This window comes from Microbulbifer maximicatervae (SeqCode), from assembly GCF_052467815.1.
In genome coordinates this window covers 2370382-2392511 of record NZ_CP174326.1, presented here as the reverse complement: position 1 = coordinate 2392511, position 22130 = coordinate 2370382, and the positions used below count along the sequence as shown (strand labels likewise).

The window sequence follows — 22130 nt, the reverse complement described above, 5'->3', positions numbered from 1 at the left end:
CTAGGGAAAAATGATCTGGCTCAAGTCTGGGCATCTTTTCCCTCTCACAGACAGAAAATTATATGCACGGCCGTTTACCCGCTACGAATCGACTACTGCCATATCAACCCTTATAAATGTAAGGATATTTGCATCAACTTCAGCCTTTATCTGGATACTTAAATCCTTTATGACAAAATCATTAACAAATGATTAGTCACTCTCTATTATCCCCCTTATAAGTTTCTTAAAAATTACGCACAAAAAAGCCCCTAAAAAGGGGCATTATGTTCTTACTTATTAAAACATTATTTAGTCGGGGGGAAATTCCAAAACAAGATCTTTATTTTCAGTCTCATTTGTATCCACAGACACAGCATCACCATTACTGAGCCTCTCAACCTCAACTGACTCCAGGCTAACTAAAAAGGCTTTACTTGCCGATTTTTCATCCGGCTCTACCACATTATTCGATGAATCAGCACAAGCCCCAACAAAGGCAATCATAGCCAATAAAAGATATAAACATATATCAGATTTTAAAGATTTCATATATCCACCTACCATTAGCAGAAAACCCAAAAAATTCTCTGAAACTTAGAATTCATACGTCACCAGAAACCGGGTCTCGCCGACAGGCAACTGAAACTTATTGAATAAATCTAACGTCAGGGAGCCGTTATCAATTGAATAAAACCCATTGCCGATCAGTTCCGATTCAGCGGCAATCCCGTCACTGTCCCGATCCAAATACAAACGCACCTGCTGTAAGTCTGACACTTCATTCAGCTCGCCATCGGCCTTAATTGTGAATGACTTCAATATCGCATCGGCAGAATCGCTCTGCAGAGAGAAAGCTAATACCGGGGCTTCCTGCTCTAGCAGAAACTGTGAACGCTCAAGTAAATAGGAGTTTATGCTTACAATTGGCTCATTGACATTGAGAGTCGCAACAGCACCGGGATCAACGATAATACCATTCACCTCCCCGTCATCATCGTTAGGGCCACCATCTTGTAAACTGAGCTGGATGCAAAAATGGCCTTCATGGAGCCCTGGCTGGTACTCATCACTGCCAGGCTCAGGACAATCACCCAACTGCCCCAGTGCAGAAGATACATGGTTAAATTCATCCTCAATAAAATCCACCCATCCAACACTTTGGCGATATTTCAGATAACGAGCACCTTCGAGCAAGGCGGCATTTAAAGGGACAACGATGTTAGCGCTTTCCCCAAAATCTGTATCGTAAACAACAAAGTCAAAAATACCATGCAGGAATTTATAGCTATTCTGTCCTGCCAAATTATCCTCAAAGAGATTATCTATATCCTCCAACGTAACCTGGCCCACTTGTTGACCGGCAATATAGGCACTATCACCAAGTCTCAAGCTTGTCCCTTCAGAGCTTTGCATCACTGCACCAGTTCTATTTACCGGCAGCTGGGAACGAACCGCCACCCTATCTAGATAGTCCGGTATGCGATCACCATCTAAATCTAAGAATCCCTCAAGGCTGTCACTCAGCCCATCCTGATCAGCATCCTCATTATCAGACAATACAGGGGCACTGCCATCCACTCGTAATATCAGCTTCGCAGTATCTGACAAACCACCAGAATCTGTAACAGTAACAGTAACTTCGAAAGCTCCCGACAAACCTGCTGGATCAAAGGTAAATACGCTTTCACCAGAGTCGTTGAGCTGAACTAGCTTTGGGCTGTTCCAACTATAGGTAAATGGGTCCAGCTCATACTCATCTGTAACCCAGGCTTGAATCTCTGCCGGTCCCTGATCCTCATAAATTACAGCCCTGAACTGACCAGCTTGAGATAGCTTTGCCGTAACTATGGGGTAAAAGTTAAACGTAGCGCTAGGTATAACTGGAATACTTGAAATAGCAACTAAACTGTCACCATCAGCCCCCTCCTGGAAACTAATTGTTGATCCAGTAACACAAAAGCTATCGTTGTCCCCAGAAAAATCGTTAGCCCCGCACTCTTCATCAACTGAAGGGAATTCAGATAAATCAATAACAAATACTTCATTACCCTCTACTGGAGATTCAAAATTAATATAGGGTAATGCTATCTCGGTATCGGATAAATCTAAGGTCAGCACAATCGAGCTTAATTCACATATAGAACCTAATTCACTATTGGAAATAGTACTAGACTCAGCCATATCTCCCGAGCACCCTTCACTTGGGCTTGTAGAGTCTCCCCCAGCGGAAATAGTGCCAATAAAAGAAACGAGAGTATCAACTATAGTAAAATTGCGTATTTCCGCCGATTGAACGATTCCCAGCAGGCCTGTGTATCCATTCAGAACCATTAATACTCCTCCATTGAGGTTTATATAGAGGTTATTGATGGAATAGCCATTACCTTCAAAGGTCGCAGTAAACGGGTTTTCACTCGTACCGATTGGCTCCCAGCCCAAGCCCTCGTTCCAGTACTCATCATTCGCATCAACATAACTATCGTCATTGGTATCAAAATTCAGGTCTTTGGTCAGCTCAAAGCCATAACAGCCACTTTCTGGGCAACCATAGTTACTACTGTATAAAGTTGATCCGTCTAGGTTGTTACGAATCTCATTAAGGTCTGTTAAATTACGAATTTCAATCAGACCATCATTATCAATATCAAGATCAGAAGGAGAGGCGTCAGCTGATACACCTTCCATGGACAGTAGCCCGACAAATATTATTAGCCCCCGAAGTGTCGAAAGCTTTTTGTATTTAGTGGTATAAGACTTCAATCGAAAACTCCTTTTTCTATATTTACCAAAAATCTCAGCCGATATTGAATTCACTTTCAGAACTGGTGCCGAGAATAGGGATCGCGAATGGGAAGCAAAATAGTTACTAACTTGATACCGAGCAACTGGAGTAATCCAGTATCCATCCCCCCAAATAAACCCGCAACCAAACCTCCCGGAAAAGCTATTACATAGAATTACAGGCCTACTAGTGAATGTTTCCTGTCTACAAAATCACATCAACCACCGATGAGCTCTGCAGATGGCTTATAAATTATTGGAGAGGCACCTGGTCATAAATGAGTGAGCCAGGAAGGGATATTCAAGGCTATACAGGGCAATTCCTGACAAAGTGAAAGGTTAATATTTTTATTTTCTAAATAGTAAAAAGCCCGGACCAGCCGGGCATTTTGGATGATTCGGAGCCTCTTCGTTTCTTGATCAGTGCGGGACGTATAGGAAAGCACAACAAAAAAGTAACACCACTTTGAATCCTGCCCCCTACTGAGGGGGCTCAACGATTGAGCGTGATACTGAAATTCAAGCGTGGCTTCACCTACTCCAAATCGACAACGTATCGGTTTACCTAATGCTCTGAAGGTAGCCCTACTTTAGTTGAAGTGATTTCCAAAACATCCCAAAGGGCGCCCAGAATCATGCCCCCCTAGAACCCTTGGTGGTCGGTAAAGTACAGAAACTCAAACCGCATAGACCGCCAAGACGACACTATTCAGCTATGCATATGCGCGCTTGCAAAAATTTTCATTCGTCTTCGTTATACATACCAGAGTAAAGCCACATTGAGAAACCTACGAATATTGCACCAACTACAAGATAGCCAATCACCCACAACCATGAATAGGCAAGAAGCCATCGCAAGACATAAATTAGGGTGAATATACTGGAGCTTATAAATAAGCAACGGCGTAAGGTATACATAATTATTCCCTGACTTAGTCAAACAGCTAGTGGTCCATATCATTTTTTGTTGAAATGACTGGCTCTCTACTTGGCCAAAGTTAAGATCTAAAGCTGATTCCAGCGCTCAAGTTTTATTGGCTACATTACTTTGCGTATTGAACTCTGAGCATAAGAGCCATATACAGAACAACCAGATATCCACAAGCCACTAATCCTTGTCGCTTGGCTTGGCCTACTTGATTTGAGCACCTGTCATAGCCATGGTGGTACTACCAGTTTCTAAATTGAACCAGGTAGCACCAAATGTAACACCGGATGACAACGAACAAGAACGGAGGGCTGTGTACCCTCCAGATAGCAAAAAGCCCGGATTTACCGGGCTTTTTGAATGATTCCGAACTTCTTCGGATCTTGATGTGGTGCCCAGGGCGGGACTTGAACCCGCACGAGCATAGCTCACTACCCCCTCAAGATAGCGTGTCTACCAATTCCACCACCTGGGCAAAAATCTTTTACTGCTGTTCCTCACTTTCCTGGTTAGCAGCTGGCTCTTCTGAGCCGGTGCTGTCTGCAGGAATCTGCGGGATATCGCCAGTTTCCAAATCTGTTTCGAGCTGCGGGATATCGCTGTCGATAGCCGGCAGTTCTTCGGCTGGGCCAATTTGCTGCTCCATTGCTGGAATTTGCGGAAGGTCCGCATCAACGTTGGCGCCTGCACCTTGCTTAGCCAGGATGGCCAGGCCGAAACTGGTGACGAAGAATACCGTCGCAAAAATTGCTGTCAAGCGGGAAAAGAAATTTCCGCTACCTTGACTACCAAAAACTGTCTGGGACGCGCCCGCACCAAAGGATGCACCGGCTTCGGCACCTTTACCTTGCTGCAACAAAATCAGGCCAATAATGCCCAATGCGGTCAAAACGTGTACAACTAATACCAATTTTTCCATTTTCTGGAAACTCTCTACCGGGGTCTAAACAACCCGTTATTCAGTATTCGCCAACCCGCGTGCTGTCAATTTAAACAGCAGCGCGACAAATCTCAGCAAACTCGCCGGCATCCAGCGAGGCTCCACCCACCAGGGCACCATCAATATCTGCCTGGGCAAAAAGCTCCCTGGCATTTGCGGATTTTACACTACCGCCATATAAAATCTGTACTTCAGCGCCCAAATCTCCCAACTGCGAGCGAATAAATGCATGTACAGCTTGGGCTTCATCAGGAGTAGCAGTTTTTCCGGTGCCAATGGCCCATACCGGCTCATAGGCAATCACGGACTGCTTCCAGCCAGCCGAATCAATGATATCGGCAACCGCTTGAAGTTGTTTTGCAACCACTTCGAGAGTGCGCTCCTGCTCGCGTTCTTCAAGGGTTTCCCCGACGCAAAGTATTGGAGTCAATCCCGCCTCTTGGGCCGCAACAAATTTTTTCGCCACTAACTCACTGGTTTCTCCGTAGAGACTACGGCGCTCAGAATGCCCGACAATAACGTAACGGGTATTCCAATCCAGTAACATGCTAGCGGAAACCTCACCAGTAAACGCCCCTTCGGGCTCCTGGCTAAGGTCCTGGGCACCCAAGCTGAAACCTCCGCTCTTTTCCGCTGCATCAGCCACCAGGCCGAGGTATGGAAAAGATGGGCAAACAACAACACCGAACTTCACACCTTCGAGGTTGAGTTCGGTGAAAAAACGTTCGGCAAACTCGCGGCTGCCGTTCATTTTCCAGTTTGCTGCTACTAGCGGTGTTCGCATGTGTGCTCCTTCAAGGGGCGCAAATCTTAGCGACATTGACGCCAACATACAACCAAAATTATACGAGTTTCTTCTGCGCCCCAAGAGGACCGATTTACTACGGGTTAAATTGCAGCAGATCAGTTATTTCCAATTCGCTCCACCACGGAGGAAATATCTTTGGCCAGCTGTTCCACCAGGGCGCTGTCGCGGCCTTCAACCATTACCCGGATCAGAGGCTCTGTGCCCGATGGCCGCAGCAGCACACGTCCGCTGTCTGCGAGCTGACGTTCCGCATCGACAACAATGGCCTTAACGTCTGTGTGATCGAGAACACCATCGCGATGAGCCAGTTGCACATTAATCATGTGCTGGGGGAACATTGTCATACGGGATTTAAGCTGATGCAAGGGCTCATCAAATTCACACAAGCCACGCAGTACCTGCAGTGCGGCAATGATACCGTCGCCGGTGGTAGATGCATCGGCACAGATAATATGGCCTGACGACTCGCCTCCCAGCTTCCACTGATTAGCTGACATTTTTTCAAGCACATGGCGGTCGCCCACTTTGGCTCTCTCAAACGGGATTTTGTTTTCGCGCAATGCGAGCTCAAAACCGTAATTGCTCATCAAGGTGCCGACAACACCACTGCAACCGCCCAGGAATTTATGCTGGTGCATAGCAATGATATACAACAGCTGATCGCCATCGACCAATTCCCCATTGGCATCGACGAACAACACCCTGTCCCCGTCACCATCAAAGGCTATGCCCAAGTCTGCACCGCGCTTAACCACGGCCCGTTGCAACTGCTGTGGTTTAGTGGAGCCGCAATCAAGATTGATATTGAGTCCATCTGGACCTGCTCCAATTACGCTGACTTCTGCTCCCTGCTCACGAAACACCATTGGCGCTACGTGATAAGTGGCACCATTGGCGCAGTCGAGGACAATTTTCAAACCCTCCAAGGAGAAACCCCAGGGCGTAGAAGCCTTGCAGAACTCGATGTAACGCGCGGCTGCATCATCAACTCGATAGGCGCGACCGAGATCGTCAGAAGTTTCCATCGGCAGCTCGAGAGCCGCTTCAATCTCCAATTCAACCTCATCCGGTAACTTGGAACCTTCAGCGCTGAAAAACTTAATGCCATTGTCGTGGTAAGGGTTATGGGAGGCGCTGATAACAATGCCTGCACCGGCATGGAAAGTTCGGGTCAGGTAGGCGATCGCCGGAGTTGGCATTGGTCCCAATAAGGCGACATCCACGCCAGCATTAATCAGGCCCGCCTGCAGCGCTGCCTCAAACATGTAGCCGGAGACCCGGGTGTCCTTACCAATCAGGATGCGGGGGCGCCGGTGGTGTTTAGCTTTGGAAATTCTTCCCAGTACCTTGCCCGCTGCATATCCCAGGCGCAACATAAAATCGGGAGTAATTGCTCCCTCGCCAACGCGACCACGAATACCATCAGTGCCAAAATACTTTCTTTCCATAACGCTTCTCAATTGTGTACTTCGCCGCTTTTCTGTTCTGTCGGAAAACCACAACAGGACCCTGCGGCTTAAGGTCTCTGTAAGACATCACTCATCAAATTTCGCTGCAAACCAATTGCTGCATGCGCAACACATCCACGGTTTCCGCAACATCGTGGACACGTAAAATTCTTGCACCCTTTTGCGCAGCTAACATGGCCAGGGCCAGGCTACCGGGGAGTCGGCCATCTACATCTCGATCGAGCAGGCGGCCAATCATCGATTTCCGCGACAAGCCCGCCAGTATGGGCATATCCACTGGCGCCAGCTGCGACAAATTACGCAACAACGCCAAATTGTGCTCATCGGTTTTGCCAAAGCCAAAACCCGGGTCGAGAATAAGCCGGTCCCGTGCCACTCCCAGTTCGATACAGAGATCGACCCGTTTCTGCAGATACCTGGCGACATCCTCTACAACATCAGTGTAAGACGGATCATCCTGCATAGTGCCGGGCTGACCCTGCATATGCATCAGGCAGATCGCCAAGCCACTCTCGACGGCTGCTTCCAGTGCACCCGGGCGCTCCAGGGCACGAACATCATTGATCAGTCCCGCCCCTACCGCAGCTGACTCACGCATCACTGCCGGAGTACTGGTATCGACAGAGATAATCGCGTCAAAGTTCGCATTGATTGCCTCCACCACCGGCACTACCCGATCCAGCTCCTGCTGCTCGGTGACCGGCGATGCGCCAGGGCGTGTCGATTCTCCGCCAATATCCAGGATTGTCGCTCCCTCAGAGAGCATCTGTTCCGCTCTCTGCAGAGCCAGGGTCAAGTCCAGGGTACCGGAGGCATAGTAATTGCCACCGTCGGAAAAGGAGTCCGGCGTCGTATTCAGAACCCCCATAACCACCGGTTGGGAGAGGTCTAAGGTGTGGTTACCACAGATAATTTTCATTGGCTGAAATAAAAAAATGCCGGATCGGAACAGGCTATCGCCCTATCCCCAACCCGGCATTTGGTTTTGTCCAGTTAGTCGCTTCGGAGAATCAGTGGCCGTTTAATGGGCCGCCGACGGTATTGCTCTTATCTGCCTCAGTTGAGGCCTCTGTGGTTTCAGTATCCTGAGTCGGGCTGTTTCCACCAGAGCCGAAGTTATTGTCTTCCCAGTCCCTTGGTGCGCGAACTTTGCGACGAGCCATCAAATCACTAACCTGGTCCGCATCCAGGGTTTCATATTCCATCAGCGCATCTTTCATAGCTTCAAGAATATCTCGATTGTCTTCCAGCAGTTTCTGAGCGCGGTCGTAACAGCCGTCAATAATACGGCGTACTTCGGCTTCGATTTCATAAGTGGTCTTGCCGGAAACCGGATTACCCTGGCCGGGCTGACCGCTTTCATCTTCGCCGTAATGCAATGGGCCGAGCTTTTCAGACAAGCCCCACTTGGTCACCATACTGCGCGCCAAGTCGGTGGCCCGCTCGATGTCATTGGAAGCGCCGGTAGTAACGCCGTCGATACCCAGGGTCATTTCCTCAGCAATACGGCCGCCAAACAGGGAGCACAATTGCGATTCAATCGCGCGCTTTGACAGGCTGTACTTGTCTTCCTCTGGCAGGAACTGGGTCACACCCAGAGCGCGGCCACGGGGGATAATAGTTACTTTGTGTACCGGGTCATGCTCCGGTACCAGTCGACCAATAATGGCGTGACCGGCCTCGTGATAGGCGGTATTCACCTTCTCCTTTTCATTCATCACCATGGACTTGCGCTCGGCGCCCATCATGATCTTGTCACGGGCGCGCTCAAACTCTTCCATGGTCACGGTGCGTCTATTGGCCCGCGCAGCAAACAGGGCGGCTTCGTTGACCAGGTTGGCCAGATCGGCACCGGAGAAACCAGGGGTTCCACGGGCAATCGTCTGCGGGTTCACCTTGTCGTCCATAGGCACCTTGCGCATATGGACCTTGAGGATTTGTTCGCGGCCGCGAATATCCGGCAGTCCGACAAATACCTGGCGGTCAAAGCGACCTGGGCGCAGCAGGGCGTGGTCCAGTACATCCGGGCGGTTGGTCGCGGCAATAACGATCACGCCCTCATTACCTTCGAAACCGTCCATTTCAACCAGCAACTGGTTCAGGGTTTGCTCACGCTCATCGTGACCGCCGCCAACGCCGGCTCCACGGTGACGGCCAACAGCGTCAATCTCATCGATAAAGATGATGCAGGGAGCCTGCTTCTTGGCTTGGTCAAACATATCCCGCACCCGGGAAGCGCCCACACCAACGAACATCTCAACAAAGTCAGAACCGGAGATGGAGAAGAAAGGTACTTTTGCTTCGCCGGCAATTGCTTTGGCAAGCAGGGTCTTACCGGTACCGGGAGGACCACACATCAGTACGCCGCGAGGGATATTGCCACCCAGGCGCTGGAACTTGGTGGGATCGCGTAGGAACTCGACCAGCTCCTGTACCTCTTCCTTAGCTTCGTCTACACCGGCAACATCGGAAAAAGTTGTCTTGATCTGGTCTTCACCCAGCAGGCGCGCCTTGCTCTTACCAAATGCCATAGGGCCTGAGCGACCGCCGGCTCCGCCCTGCATTTGGCGCATAAAGAACATAAATACAGCGATAATAATCAGGATCGGGAAGCTGGCTACCAGGAGCTGCTGCCAGATGCTCGGTGACTCAGGCTCGCGACCAACAAATTGCACATTGCTGCGCACCAGCTCATTGGTCAGTTCATCGTCGATAATCTGTGGCTGGATAGTCTTGAAGCGGCTGCCATCGGCTTTTTCGCCGGTGATCACCAGACCGTCTACGATCACGTTCTTTACTTGGCCCGACTGCACATCCTGAACAAAGTCGGAGTAACTGAGAGCCTCATCCCGTGACTGCGGTTTAAAGTTTTGAAAAACCATCAGCAGTACCGCTGCGATGATCAACCACAGTACCAGGTTCTTTGCCATATCATTCAAAGGGATAGCCCTCTCGCTTTCGCAATCAAAATCCGTTCATTCCGGCAATGCCGGCCACATCAATACCGGATAAAACCAGTATAGGTGCGGGGGGTCAACAGCCTTCGCCCCCGATACAGGTATCGCTTATACCATACGGGGAGTCAGACTAGAAATACGCCGATGTTCTCAGTCGCTCTCAGCCCTTAAATCCTCGCGCCACCACGTATACTTCACGTGAACGGGGGCGGGAAGCACCAGGTTTGCGAGTTACGACACTGTTGTAGCTCCCACGCAAGTCGCGGATCAACTCGTCGAAACCCTCTCCCTGGAATACCTTTGCAACAAATGCACCACCGGGCTTAAGTACCTGCCGGGCCATATCGACCGCCAGTTCCACCAAATACATGGAGGCGGGCTGATCAACATCGCGTATCCCACTCATATTGGGGGCCATATCGGAAATCACAAGGTCTGCCAGTTCATCGCCCATGCGCTGTAACAGTTCACTGAGCACCGACTCCTCGGTAAAGTCCCCCTGGACAAAGTCCACACCGGCCAGTGGGTCCATCGGCAATATATCTGACGCCAAAACCTTGCCTTTGTGCCCTACCAACTCCATCGCTACCTGGGACCAGCCCCCTGGAGCCGCACCCAGGTCGACAACAGTCATTCCTGGCTTGAATAAGCGGTCCTTATTTTGTAGCTCCTGCAGCTTGTAGCTGGCACGGGAGCGATAGCCCTCTTTTTGGGACTGTTTGACGTAATGGTCATTAAAATGTTCACGCAGCCAACGGTGGCTGCTCTTAGATCGGCCCATCGGGTACAATGCCTACAATCACTACAGCTTAATTATAAGAGCGGCCACTGGCCGCGATCGGGTCCGCCGAACAAACGCTGGCGACGATCGCGGTCTGTGGCCGCTCCCACATCGAATTCCACAAAGTGGTAATGGAGTATTGTATGCCTTTAACCGCCGACCGCAAAAAAGCTCTTCGCTCTCTAGGTCACAATCTGAAACCTGTCGTGACCGTAGCCGGCAATGGGCTGAGCGAGGGGGTGATGGAAGAACTGAACCGTGCACTCGAAGACCACGAGCTGATCAAAGTCAAACTGATGATCGCCGACCGGGAAGTACGCCACCAAATCGTTGGTGAGCTTTGCGAAAAATCCTCATCCGAGCTGGTACAGGAAATCGGCAAGATTGCCCTGATTTTCCGCGCGGCGCAGAAGCCGGATATTCGCAAGTCCAACCTGCTGCGTTAAACAAAAAGGGGAGCTAATGCTCCCCTTTCTTTTCTCAACCAGTGGACACTGGCTTACACAGCACAGGCAACTCCCAGGATTCTCCAGTGGACAGCCGTGTCAACCAACACTTTTCACCATTGCCGACCAGCTGAAACTTAATCGGCCGCCCCATATCCCTACCAATCAATGCCATCTGCTTCGGGGTATTCTCAAGCACTAAAACGGTATCATCTACAAACACCTTCGGGCCAAGGGTCACTTTAGCTCCACCCAACGCTTGCGAAACTGCAGTTTGCAACTTGCTTTGAATCTCCGGGCTTGTTTCCAGTAACAGCGCCGGTGTTGCAGTTTCAACACTTTGCTGAGAGGAGCAGCCAAGGCACATTAATGCAAAACCACAAAGTTTAGCCAGAGCTGCCATTCTCATTTTATTTCACCATTATGCGGTTACTGCGGGAAACTTCCTTGGTCACTCTCGCATTGAAAACGGGAGCATCTTCACTTTCACCTGATATGGAGAATGCACTGGTGGAAATATCTCCACACACTCCGGTCTCGATATAATTCAGTGCGGTAGCAAAGCGCGCTTCATCGACATCCCCCAGGAGATTGTCAAAATCGTCACCGATCACACACCCTGGCAAATCGGCATCAGTTCCGTAATCACCATTGGGCATAAAGCCATCGGAGTAATCACCAAAGCCTTTTGCATTCACACCGGAGAACTGAATTGTGAAATAAGTGGTGCCACAATTATCCAAAGGATAAAAACCATAGGGCTTACCACAGGTAGTCTCACCTATCTGAATAACCTCGATATCAATGCCGCGCAAGCCATTGATAATGGCTTCACTGGCAGAGCAGGTATTTTCACTGGTTAGGACAAACAGCCGCGAGAGGTTTAAAGTCGGCAGTTCTTTTCCGTATAAAGACTCATCAATAAAGCCTAAGCCGGTCGAATAGAATGGAGTCCCATCCAAAGGCGCTCCGGTAATTGGGTTAGTTTCCGGGTGCTGGTCATTAAATTGGGCAATTTCAAATACTTGCCCCACAGTAGTATCACCGGCAATCATATAGGCCAGTTCCGCAGCGATATCGAGATAGCCACCGCCGTTATAGCGAAGATCAAGCACTAACTCTTCAATAGATTCCGATTCAAGCTCGGTAACAGCATCAATCAGCTCCGCTTCCGCTGTCGCAATATGATCATTGAAGAGCATATAACCGACTTTACGGCCCGAATCTGTCACTTCAGTTTTAACATATTGAACCGGGTCAGATTGCACCGGTGACGCAACCAGCGTGACAGTCTCGATCATTGAAGAACCCAAAGGTCTTATTTCAAATACGTGGGACTCACCATCATTTTCTGGCCACATACCGTAATTCAGGGTATCCACATCATCGCCGTAGGCCAGATCAACACCGTCGACACTAATAACTTCTGCACCACGGGTCATAATATCGGGCAAATCACCACCGCTTTCCTCATCCAGGTAGGCGACTACTGCTTTACGTGGCGGGGTGCTGGAAAGTAGGGCCCACTGAACACCATAGCCAACGTAAACACCGGATTCTGATTCTGAATACCATTCATCTGAGGGGACAGTGTAATGGAAACGATCCTTTTCCCGACCGGAGGGAGTCAGGGCGAAAGTTCTTAGCTCTTCGAAATAAGCTAAAGAGTCATCGAAATCAGCTGGGTTTTGATCCTCAATCTCGTCATACCACAAGTAGAGTTCATTGCTCATTGAGCGCAGCCAGTTATTCTCATCTTCACGGCTGCCCGCTACATCAGCGTAGGCTGAACCGGTTGCTGGATCTGTGCCACTGCGAGGAGAAACACACTGGTTAGCATAGGTAGAGGAGGTCAGGAAATTACCCTCTTCCCAAGTACCACTATCTGTTGTTGGAGCCCCAGAATCAGAACCGCCTCCCCCCCCACAAGCTGCCAGACCCAAAACTCCCAGAGTAACCACCCCTGTTAAAGCTAGCTTACGTAGACGGATTTCCATCCCCAAACTCCTTGTAACTCTCTACTGTAAAGATATGTAAAGGCTGGCAGATTATCATTATTTGATGCGAGGTTCGATAACCATATTTTCATCAAAATAAATCACCAAACCTAAACGCAGAAAGGCCTGAAGAGGCACTGTCCAATTTGTACCCCTCCAAGCCCTTCTGTGCAAAGTAGGTTTAATTACATTTGATAACCCGGGTCAGGGATTAGCTTCCGAGCTTACCCAAAACCCCCTGCAAACTATCTTTTGCATCACCGAACAGCATGCGTGAGTTTTCTTTGTAAAACAGCGGGTTAGCAACTCCCGCATACCCTGAAGCCATAGAGCGCTTAAGGATAACAACCTTACCGGCCTTCCAAACTTCCAACACCGGCATACCGGCAATAGGCGAGCCCGGTTTTTCCACTGCATCCGGGTTTACCGTGTCGTTAGCACCGATCACCAAAACCAAATCTGTAGCGGGAAAATCTGGATTAATCTCATCCATTTCCAGAACGATATCGTAGGGCACATTAGCCTCAGCCAAGAGCACATTCATATGTCCGGGAAGACGTCCAGCTACCGGGTGAATACCAAAGCGCACTGTTTTGCCCGCTTTTCTCAAACGATCGGTCAAGTCACTAACCGCCTGCTGGGCATGGGCTACCGCCATTCCGAATCCGGGAACAATAATGATACTGTCCGCCGCATCCAGTTCATCCGCAAGCTCCTGTTGATCAATGGCAATTACTTCACCATCGACTTCCTCATCGGAGACTTCACCACCATCAGAGCCAAATCCACCGAGAATAACGCTGATAAAAGAGCGATTCATTCCCCGGCACATGATGTAACTCAGGATGGCACCGGAAGAACCCACCAGGGCGCCCACTACAATTAACAGGTCATTGCCCAGCATAAATCCGGTAGCGGCAGCGGCCCAACCGGAGTAGCTGTTCAGCATGGATATAACCACCGGCATATCAGCGCCGCCAATAGCTGCCACAAGGTGAATACCTAACAGCAATGCAATTGAGGTCATTAACAGTAAGTTAATAACCGTACCCGCATGCACATCTGCCGGTACAAACAACACACCCAGAACAATACAAGCCAAAATGGCAATCAAGTTAAGCCAGTGCCGGGCCGGTAGCATTAATGGTTTCCCGGAAACCAATCCCTGCAACTTACAAAAAGCAACCAAAGAACCGGTCAGGGTAATTGCTCCAATAAATACACCCAGGTATATCTCAGTGCTGTGGACAACATGAGCAGCTCCGTGTAACTCCACAACCGGATCAAGGAAACCGCCCCAACCAATTAATACCGCAGCTAAGCCGACGAAGCTGTGTAGCAAAGCCACCATTTGTGGCATTTGAGTCATAGCCACACGCTTGGCCAGTGCCAAACCAATCACCGCACCGACGATCATGGCGATGGCGACCATCCAGTAAGCCCCGGCGGCCACTCCAGCAATAGTGGCGATAATGGCAACTGCCATTCCCACCATGCCGTAAATATTTCCCCTGCGCGCAGTTTCGTGACTGGATAAACCTCCCAGACTCAAGATAAACATCACTGCCGAGAAGAGATAAGCCATTGCAATCATACCGTTCATCACTCTCTCCTCCCCTTACCGGCGAAACATTTTCAACATACGGTAGGTCACAAAGAAACCACCGAATATATTAATACTGGCCACCAACACGCCGATGAAAGCAAGCAGGCTCACCAAACCCGAATTGGCAATTCCAAGCTGTACTAATGCACCAACAACCACAATGCCGGAAATTGCATTAGTAACACTCATTAACGGAGTGTGTAGCGCATGGGTAACATTCCAAATCACTTGCCAGCCAACAAATATTGCCAGGACAAATACGGTAAAGTGCGAGACGAAATCAGGAGGTGCGACGCGCCCCAACCACAACAATAAGATTGCCGCGATCGCCCAAAATGCAAAAATAGATACGGGAGATTTTCGTTTCTCAGCTTTCTCCTCAACAATTTTCACTTCCTCAGTAGCTTTCGCCGATGGCTTGGGCTGAGCGGAAATTTTTGGTGCGGGTGGAGGCCAGGTAATCTCACCGGATTTAACCACTGTGGCACCACGAATCACTTCATCATCAAAATTGAGATTAATCTCGCCATCTTTCTCCGGCGTTAGCTCCCCAAGCAGGTGAGCGAGATTGGTTGAATACAGGCGCGAGGATTGTGCAGCTGCTCGACTGGGCAAATTGGTATAACCAAGAATAGTGACGCCATTCTGCTCCACTTTTTCATGAGCCACCGTATAGTCACAGTTACCGCCCATTTCTGCCGCTAAATCCACGACGACAGAACCCTTAGGCATACTGTCGACCATATCTGCAAGCCATAATTTCGGAGCTGGTTTCCCCGGAATTAAGGCAGTGGTGATCACAATATCCACTTCTTTGGCCTGCTCGCGGAACAGTGCCATTTCAGCATCAATAAATTCCTTGGACATCACCTTGGCGTAACCACCGGAGCCCGAGCCTTCCTCCTCAATTTCTACGGTAAGGAATTCAGCCCCCATGGACTCCACTTGCTCACGTACTTCAGCGCGGGTATCGAAGGCCCGCACAATAGCTCCCATGCTTTTTGCCGTACCTATTGCAGAGAGCCCCGCTACACCAGCACCAATAACAAGTACTTTTGCCGGGGGAATTTTTCCTGCAGCTGTGATCTGCCCGGTAAAGAAGCGACCGAAATTATGGGCAGCCTCCACAACCGCACGATAGCCGGCAATATTTGCCATGGAGCTGAGCGCATCCATTTTTTGCGCGCGGGAAATTCTTGGAATCGACTCGACCGCTAGCGCATTGATATCGCGCTCGGCAAGCTTCTGTAGGAACTCGGCATTTTGTGCCGGCTTCAGAAAGGCGATCAGCGTAGCCCCTTTGGGAATCAGGGCCAACTCTTGATCAGTTGGTGCTTGTACTTTTAATACTATGCCCGCGTCAGCCAGGCACTGTTGCATATCCTCACGGATTTCTGCACCGGCTTCAGCATAAGCTTCATCAGTAAAACTGGCCCTGTTACCAGCCCCCTTCTCCACCGCTACGGAAAAACCCAAATCGCGTAATCGTCTTACGCTATCGGGAGTCGCTGCAACACGTGCTTCTCCCTCTGCGGTCTCTCTAGGTATGGCTATAATCACCGCCGTGCCCCTCTTAGTTGATTTTATGAACTTACAGCTACATCTACCTCAAAAAGTATTGGATTGCCCAATTTATAAACAGATCGAGTGTAAACGTCGTCAAAGGGGATGAAAAGAGGGATAACCTGATAGCCGTAATTGGTGAAATTAATAAGACTATATATCCTGAATTGGCTATATAGACTTGGGAGAAATAAGCAAAAATTAGTCTCGCTCGAAACCTTTTCCCTGAAGTTAAATTGCTATTTGTTTATCCAAAATATAAGGAGTTTTCCTTTTTAAATGGCCTTACCGCTCAATTCACTATGAATTTTCAACCCAAGAAAATCCCCACAGTGGAGTGACCACCTACAAACAAACAAAAAACTACAATAATTTAGGGGTAACTGACTACTTTTAATAACCGCAAATAGATCGCCAAACACACCGTGTTAGTTAAATATTGTCGATAAAGGCGACTATCGCATTACACCTATAATAAAAAATAACGCGCCATGTGACAGTCTATTCACGCAAACCACAAATGTGCAGATGATTTTGCTTCCATAGTACCAAGTCACACTTTTCTGCCTGAAAAATATGTACTAGCCCCCTACTTGTGCAAAAAAAACAATATCCGCAGAATGTCGCACCAGGAAAAAGCAGTAACATCAGATTTATCTCATGGAATTAGAGACATATATCCACTCCCCCACCTCTGCGTATTTGGCACAACTATTGATTAAAAGTTGGTAAAGCCCAATAAAAATTATTAGATGAGTGCCGCAGTAAATTGTGACTAATCCAAGCCCTGGAATCATGCTGGTCGATGACAATCCCGAGCGCGCCCACTTGGTTTGTGAGCGATTACGTGCTGCTGGCTACAGCATTCTCGCCCAGATCAACAGTGCCGAAGGCCTCCTCTTCCAGGTGGAAAAATACCGTCCAGATATTGTGCTGATAGACATCGAATCCCCGGACAGGGATATCCTGGAAAGCCTGGCCATAGTCAATCGTGAGGCGCCAACCCCAGTGGCTATGTTTTCAGGTAGCGGCAACGCAGACTTTATTAGTCGTGCAGTCGACTCCGGGGTAAGCGCTTATATGGCCGAGGGAATGACTCCTGAGCGCGTGGCACCGGCGATCGAAATCGCTATGGCACAATTTAAACATTTCCAGCAATTGCGTCAGTCTCTCGAGCGCACCCAGCAGCAACTCACAGAGCGAAAAGCGATCGAGCGGGCCAAAGGGCTATTAATGGCCAAGAAGAACCTCAGTGAAGAGGATGCCCATAAGACCTTGCGCAATCTCGCGATGAACAGCAACTCGACCATCCATACAGTTGCCGAGCAAGTAATCCAATATTTTCAGAAAGAGCATTAGAGTACCGATGTCAGCCCTTCTGTGCCCGGAAAAAAAGATCATCAAACTGCTTTACCTGCGCCTGACCGACAGCGCACCGCTGATTGTCGCCAAGGAGCTAGGCTACTTCCAAGAATATGGATTAAAGGTACAGCTGCAAAAAGAAACAAGCTGGGCCACCCTGCGAGACAAGTTAATTGCGCGCAAAGCAGATGCTGCAGCAATGCTCGCTCCTATGCCCCTGACACTTGAACAAGCGTTACCCAATTGCCACGAACGCTTGTTAAGTGGATTAATTCTCAGCTGCAATGGTAATGCTATTACCCTTTCCGCAGAATTATTCGAACGCCTGCAAAATTACTGTGAAGGTGACTCACAAAGTGATATAGCCTTGGCGCTAAAGCGCTACCTGCACGACAATAAATACCCACCTACTGTCAGGCTCGCCACGGTTTATCCATTCTCCAGTCATAGCTTGCAATTAAGATACTGGTTGCGCTCTGCCGATATCGACCCGGACCGGGATATAAAACTGGTGGTATTACCGCCTGAACAAATGCTGGAAAACCTCCACAGTGGCGTTATCGATGGCTATTGTGTAGGCGAACCCTGGAACTCCCTGGCCGCCCACAAAGGGTCCGGCGTAGTCATTGCAGCCTGTAATACACTGCTGCCAGCTATGCCGGAAAAAGTGCTGACAGTCACTGAAAGCTGGCACCAAGCCAACCCTGCGACCCACCTGGCCCTAAGGGCCGCTCTTCTCAAAGCCTGTACCTGGCTTGCCGCACGCGCAAACAGAGCCGAAGCTGCCAAGCTCTTGTCCCTGGGGCAATACCTCAACTTGCCTGAGGAGCTGATTCAGCGCTCCCTCAATGACCAGATTCTCTACCACCGGGACCGGGAGATTCTCGCCAATCCCGGCTGGCACCTCTTTGCCCATATTGATAACGACTGCGGGCGTCCAACTCAGGAAAAAGCACGGCAGCTGCTGGAGATGTATTCAGACCTGGGGAGTTCGACACTCCGTGCAGCAGAAGCCTATCGTCCAGACCTCTATCGGCAGACAGTGGATTTCCTGCTCGCAAAAAAATAGTGGCACATTAATTGAATGGAAATAATTCGATGATGCAATTGCCTTCCCTCAGGCGCATCAGCGCGGTGAAGCGGTTGTTCGCCGAATATAACGGGCAACGAAGTCCATCGTCTGCAGTCAAGCGGCTGCAGCTGTGGGCTTTTTTTGTGCCTGCGGAATTAGCAAACAAAGGAAATGCGCATGTCCAGTGACTCACTCAATCTATTCTCGTTCCGCGGGAAGATAAAAGTGCTCCACCTAACCTGGGTGGCCTTCTTTATCACTTTCTTTGCCTGGTTTAACCACGCACCACTGTTAATGGCAATTGCGAAAAGCCTTTCATTAACTCCGGACCAGGTCAAAACCCTACTTATTTTAAACGTGGCCCTGACAATTCCCGCACGCATTGTAATCGGGATGCTCACTGATAAATATGGCCCCAGACTCACCTATTCGCTATTACTGGCAATCGGCAGTGTGCCTTGCTTTATTTTTGCCCTGGCAGACAATTTTGTGCAAGCAGCCATTGGCCGATTCCTTTTGGGCTTTATTGGTGCAGGTTTTGTTGTAGGTATCCGCATGGTGTCCGAGTGGTTCCCGGCTCGACAGCTGGGTACCGCAGAGGGTATTTACGGGGGATGGGGAAATTTTGGCTCAGCCGCAGCGGCCATGTCCCTACCCACCATCGCCCTGTTTTTTGGCGGTGACGACGGCTGGCGCTACGCCATTGGCCTCACCGGTGCAATCGCACTGGTTTACAGCGTAGTTTATTACTTCTCTGTGACTGATACGCCCAAGGGGTCAACCTATTTCAAGCCAAAAAAAATTGGTGCTATGGAAGTCACCAGTCCCGGGGATTTTATCCTGCTTCTGGTGATGAAAGTGCCCATGTATGCGGCACTGGCTCTGCTAACCTGGAAATTATCCAGCGGCGTTGCATTAATATCCAACCTTACTGCCAACCTGATCTATGCAGGCCTGGTATTACTGTATCTTCTGGACGCGTATAAAACCTACAGTATTAACCGTGAAGTACTCAGCAACCCACCAGCACCGGTACACCGCTATAAGTTTAAGCAAGTAGCAGTTTTGAATCTGCTCTACTTCGCGACTTTCGGTTCCGAATTGGCTGTGGTTTCCATGCTGCCCCTGTTCTTCTCCGAGACCTTTACACTGGACCCGGTAAAAGCTGGCTTGCTGGCCTCCGCCTATGCCTTTATGAACCTCATGTCACGCCCTGCCGGCGGATTGATTAGCGACCGCTGGGGCCGCAAACCTACCCTGCTGATCCTCACCGCTGGCCTGGCTCTGGGTTACTTCACTATGAGCATGATCGATGCCGAGTGGCCCCTGTACCTGGCGGTCGCCGCTGCCATGGCCTGTTCCTTCTTTGTGCAAGCTGGTGAGGGCGCTGTATTCGCAGTGGTGCCCTTGATCAAACGCCGCCTAACCGGGCAGATTGCCGGCATGACTGGCGCCTACGGCAATGTCGGAGCCGTTTTCTATCTCACCGTTCTCAGCATGGTGTCTTACCAGGTCTTTTTCCTGGTAATCTGCGCTACCGCATTGCTCGGCTTTGCCGCCCTGCTTCTACTGGAAGAACCGGAGGGACAAATGGCAGAAGTACACCCGGATGGCAGCGTATCCATGATCGATGTTGCCTAATAACGATCTACCCACTGCAGCGAGCACAAAAGAATCCGGGTTCGCTGCCAGTGACAGTTCGCAGGGCGATAAAGAAGATGCCCTGCAACTGTTCACTGCCTCCTGCGCCGGACTTCGCCAACACAATGACGACGCCTGCGCAGTGAGGCTTCCCGAAGGCGCTGAATTACAGCGCCACGGCAGCCTTGCCGCAGTAGCCGACGGTGTTGCCAATGCAGAAGCCGGCGGTGAAGCAGCCCGCGCTGCCATCAATGGATTCTTTTCCGATTATTACAGCACCCCGCAAACCTGGTCGACAAAGCACGCTGTTGCGCGGGTTTTGCACTCGCTCAATAGCTGGCTATTTCGACAGAGTGGCGGCAGTGCCGAAATTAAACGGGGTTGGTTGACCACTTTTTCTGCCGTTATTTTCAAAGGCACCAGCGCACACCTGGTTCACATCGGCGACTCCCGGATCTACCGACTCCGCGACAGGAAATTAGAGTGCTTGAGTAGCGATCACAGCCACAGCCTCGGACCTGGACGCACCTTTTTGAGCCGCGCCCTGGGAATGGATGCCCATATTGAAGTGGACTACCGCTGTGAGGAACTGCAACCCGGGGATATTTTCCTGGTGAGTAGCGATGGTATTCACGATTTTCTGCCTGAGACAGAGTTAATTGAATTATTGCTTAATTTTTCCAGCTCAACCCCACAAGGGCTTATTGATGCTGCTCTGAAAGCGGGCTCCACCGATAACCTGACTGCTGTCACTTGCCGGATAAATTATGTAGGGCTGCCTCAGTGCGATGAATTGGCTATGCGCAATCGCGAACTCCCGTTCGCACCTGATCTGCGCCCAGGCCAAAAGCTCGACAACTTTCTTGTTTTACAGGAATTACATGCCAGCAGCCGCAGCCATCTCTATCTGGCCCGAGACCTCAATACCGAAGCATTGCGGGTGATAAAAACTCCCTCGGTTAATTTCTGTGATGACCCCCACTACATCGAACGATTTATTGCTGAGGAGTGGACCGGGCGACGAATTTCCCATCCAGGAGTTATTAAAGTTTTCGCTCCGACCTCTGAAAGGCACTGTCTCTATCATATTCTCGAATATATTGAAGGACAGACTTTGCGTCAGTGGATGCAATTACATCCACAACCTCAAATTCCCCAAGTGCGGGGGCTAATGGGACAACTGGTTAGTGCGTTGCGAAGTTTACAGCGGTTGGAGATCGTTCACGGCGATCTCAAGCCAGAGAATATTATGATGCGCAACGACGGGCGCCTGGCAATCATTGATCTCGGTGGTGCCGATGGCCCAGGGCTCAGAGAGCAATTACATCTATCTGGTGAAACAGCGCCCGGCAGTAAGAATTATGCAGCTCCGGAATTCTTTTTTGGGGATAGCGCCAGCCATCGATCAGACATCTTTTCCCTGGGAATCATTGCTTATGAATTGCTCACGGGCAAATATCCCTATCCCGAGCGCTTTGGCAGCTACCACTACCGTTTAAAGAACTATAACCAAATGCGCTTTACTCGCGCATCCGCACACCGCAAAGATATTCCCTACTGGATTGATAGCGCCCTACAAAAGGCTTGTGCTCCTGATCCTAAAAAGCGCTACAACGCATTGTCAGAATTTATCCAGGATCTGCAATCTCCCAGCCCGGAATTTAAAGCCCCCCAAAGCCGTCCCCTGCTAGAAAGAAATCCGGTTCTTGTCTGGCAGCTACTAACTTTAATTCTACTGCTCTCTCATCTGCTCTACTTCTTTTGGCGCTAATACATAAGATTTGAATAAGCACATTT

At 49.7% G+C, this 22130-nt stretch carries 17 protein-coding genes and 1 tRNA gene; 5 read left to right on the top strand and 13 right to left on the bottom strand.

Annotated features, from left to right (window positions below):
- Nucleotides 1-291: 291 nt before the first annotated feature.
- The 9 genes from ACJJIW_RS10375 to rlmE all read right to left on the bottom strand — a co-directional run bounded on the left by ACJJIW_RS10375 (nt 292) and on the right by rlmE (nt 10646).
- Nucleotides 292-531: a hypothetical protein gene (locus tag ACJJIW_RS10375; RefSeq protein ID WP_444937274.1), complete on the bottom strand. Its 240-nt coding sequence runs from the start codon at nt 529-531 to the stop codon at nt 292-294.
- Nucleotides 532-576: 45 nt separating this feature from the next.
- Complete coding sequence (locus ACJJIW_RS10370) at nt 577-2742, bottom strand: choice-of-anchor U domain-containing protein (RefSeq protein WP_444937273.1); 2166 nt, start codon at nt 2740-2742, stop codon at nt 577-579.
- 1338 nt (nt 2743-4080) lie between these two features.
- Nucleotides 4081-4166 (bottom strand) — tRNA-Leu (locus ACJJIW_RS10365).
- 9 nt (nt 4167-4175) lie between these two features.
- Complete coding sequence (gene secG, locus ACJJIW_RS10360; RefSeq protein WP_444891953.1) at nt 4176-4610, bottom strand: preprotein translocase subunit SecG; 435 nt, start codon at nt 4608-4610, stop codon at nt 4176-4178.
- Nucleotides 4611-4680: 70 nt separating this feature from the next.
- Nucleotides 4681-5415 carry a triose-phosphate isomerase gene (tpiA, locus tag ACJJIW_RS10355; RefSeq protein WP_444937272.1) on the bottom strand — a complete coding sequence of 245 codons (735 nt, stop codon included), beginning with the start codon at nt 5413-5415 and terminating at the stop codon, nt 4681-4683.
- Between the two features lie 119 nt (nt 5416-5534).
- Nucleotides 5535-6887: a phosphoglucosamine mutase gene (gene glmM / locus ACJJIW_RS10350; RefSeq protein WP_282931361.1), complete on the bottom strand. Its 1353-nt coding sequence runs from the start codon at nt 6885-6887 to the stop codon at nt 5535-5537.
- A 94-nt stretch (nt 6888-6981) separates the two neighbouring features.
- On the bottom strand, nt 6982-7827 hold the full coding sequence (folP, locus tag ACJJIW_RS10345; RefSeq protein ID WP_444937271.1) for a dihydropteroate synthase: 846 nt from the start codon (nt 7825-7827) through the stop codon (nt 6982-6984).
- A 91-nt stretch (nt 7828-7918) separates the two neighbouring features.
- Complete coding sequence (gene ftsH, locus ACJJIW_RS10340) at nt 7919-9838, bottom strand: ATP-dependent zinc metalloprotease FtsH (protein WP_444894768.1); 1920 nt, start codon at nt 9836-9838, stop codon at nt 7919-7921.
- Nucleotides 9839-10025: 187 nt separating this feature from the next.
- Nucleotides 10026-10646 carry a 23S rRNA (uridine(2552)-2'-O)-methyltransferase RlmE gene (gene rlmE, locus ACJJIW_RS10335; RefSeq protein ID WP_108734402.1) on the bottom strand — a complete coding sequence of 207 codons (621 nt, stop codon included), beginning with the start codon at nt 10644-10646 and terminating at the stop codon, nt 10026-10028.
- Nucleotides 10647-10789: 143 nt separating this feature from the next.
- On the opposite strand from rlmE, the gene yhbY reads away from it, so the two are divergent.
- Complete coding sequence (yhbY, locus tag ACJJIW_RS10330; protein ID WP_108734403.1) at nt 10790-11092, top strand: ribosome assembly RNA-binding protein YhbY; 303 nt, start codon at nt 10790-10792, stop codon at nt 11090-11092.
- 34 nt (nt 11093-11126) lie between these two features.
- Here yhbY and ACJJIW_RS10325 read toward each other — a convergent pair whose 3' ends face one another.
- The 4 genes from ACJJIW_RS10325 to ACJJIW_RS10310 all read right to left on the bottom strand — a co-directional run bounded on the left by ACJJIW_RS10325 (nt 11127) and on the right by ACJJIW_RS10310 (nt 16255).
- A complete protein-coding gene (locus ACJJIW_RS10325; protein ID WP_282931358.1) occupies nt 11127-11501 on the bottom strand; it encodes a hypothetical protein in 375 nt (124 codons plus the stop codon).
- Nucleotide 11502: 1 nt separating this feature from the next.
- Nucleotides 11503-13089 carry a S41 family peptidase gene (locus ACJJIW_RS10320; protein WP_444937270.1) on the bottom strand — a complete coding sequence of 529 codons (1587 nt, stop codon included), beginning with the start codon at nt 13087-13089 and terminating at the stop codon, nt 11503-11505.
- Nucleotides 13090-13300: 211 nt separating this feature from the next.
- Nucleotides 13301-14692 (bottom strand): Re/Si-specific NAD(P)(+) transhydrogenase subunit beta, encoded by a 1392-nt coding sequence (pntB, locus tag ACJJIW_RS10315; protein WP_282931356.1) that lies wholly within the window; start codon nt 14690-14692, stop codon nt 13301-13303.
- A 15-nt stretch (nt 14693-14707) separates the two neighbouring features.
- Complete coding sequence (locus ACJJIW_RS10310; protein ID WP_282931355.1) at nt 14708-16255, bottom strand: Re/Si-specific NAD(P)(+) transhydrogenase subunit alpha; 1548 nt, start codon at nt 16253-16255, stop codon at nt 14708-14710.
- A 774-nt stretch (nt 16256-17029) separates the two neighbouring features.
- Here ACJJIW_RS10310 and ACJJIW_RS10305 point away from each other — a divergent pair.
- The 4 genes from ACJJIW_RS10305 (at nt 17030) to ACJJIW_RS10290 (ending at nt 22104) form a co-directional block, all read left to right on the top strand.
- Entirely contained in the window at nt 17030-17617 is a 588-nt protein-coding gene (locus ACJJIW_RS10305; RefSeq protein WP_282931354.1) for an ANTAR domain-containing response regulator, read from the top strand.
- Nucleotides 17618-17624: 7 nt separating this feature from the next.
- The gene (locus tag ACJJIW_RS10300; RefSeq protein ID WP_444891958.1) at nt 17625-18689 is read left to right on the top strand and encodes a CmpA/NrtA family ABC transporter substrate-binding protein; all 1065 of its coding nucleotides are present in this window, start codon (nt 17625-17627) and stop codon (nt 18687-18689) included.
- A gap of 180 nt (nt 18690-18869) precedes the next feature.
- Nucleotides 18870-20333: a NarK family nitrate/nitrite MFS transporter gene (locus ACJJIW_RS10295; protein WP_444937269.1), complete on the top strand. Its 1464-nt coding sequence runs from the start codon at nt 18870-18872 to the stop codon at nt 20331-20333.
- Nucleotides 20323-22104: a bifunctional protein-serine/threonine kinase/phosphatase gene (locus tag ACJJIW_RS10290; protein WP_444937268.1), complete on the top strand. Its 1782-nt coding sequence runs from the start codon at nt 20323-20325 to the stop codon at nt 22102-22104. The genes ACJJIW_RS10295 and ACJJIW_RS10290 overlap by 11 nt, the downstream gene beginning before the upstream one ends.
- The last annotated feature ends 26 nt before the right edge of the window (nt 22105-22130 follow it).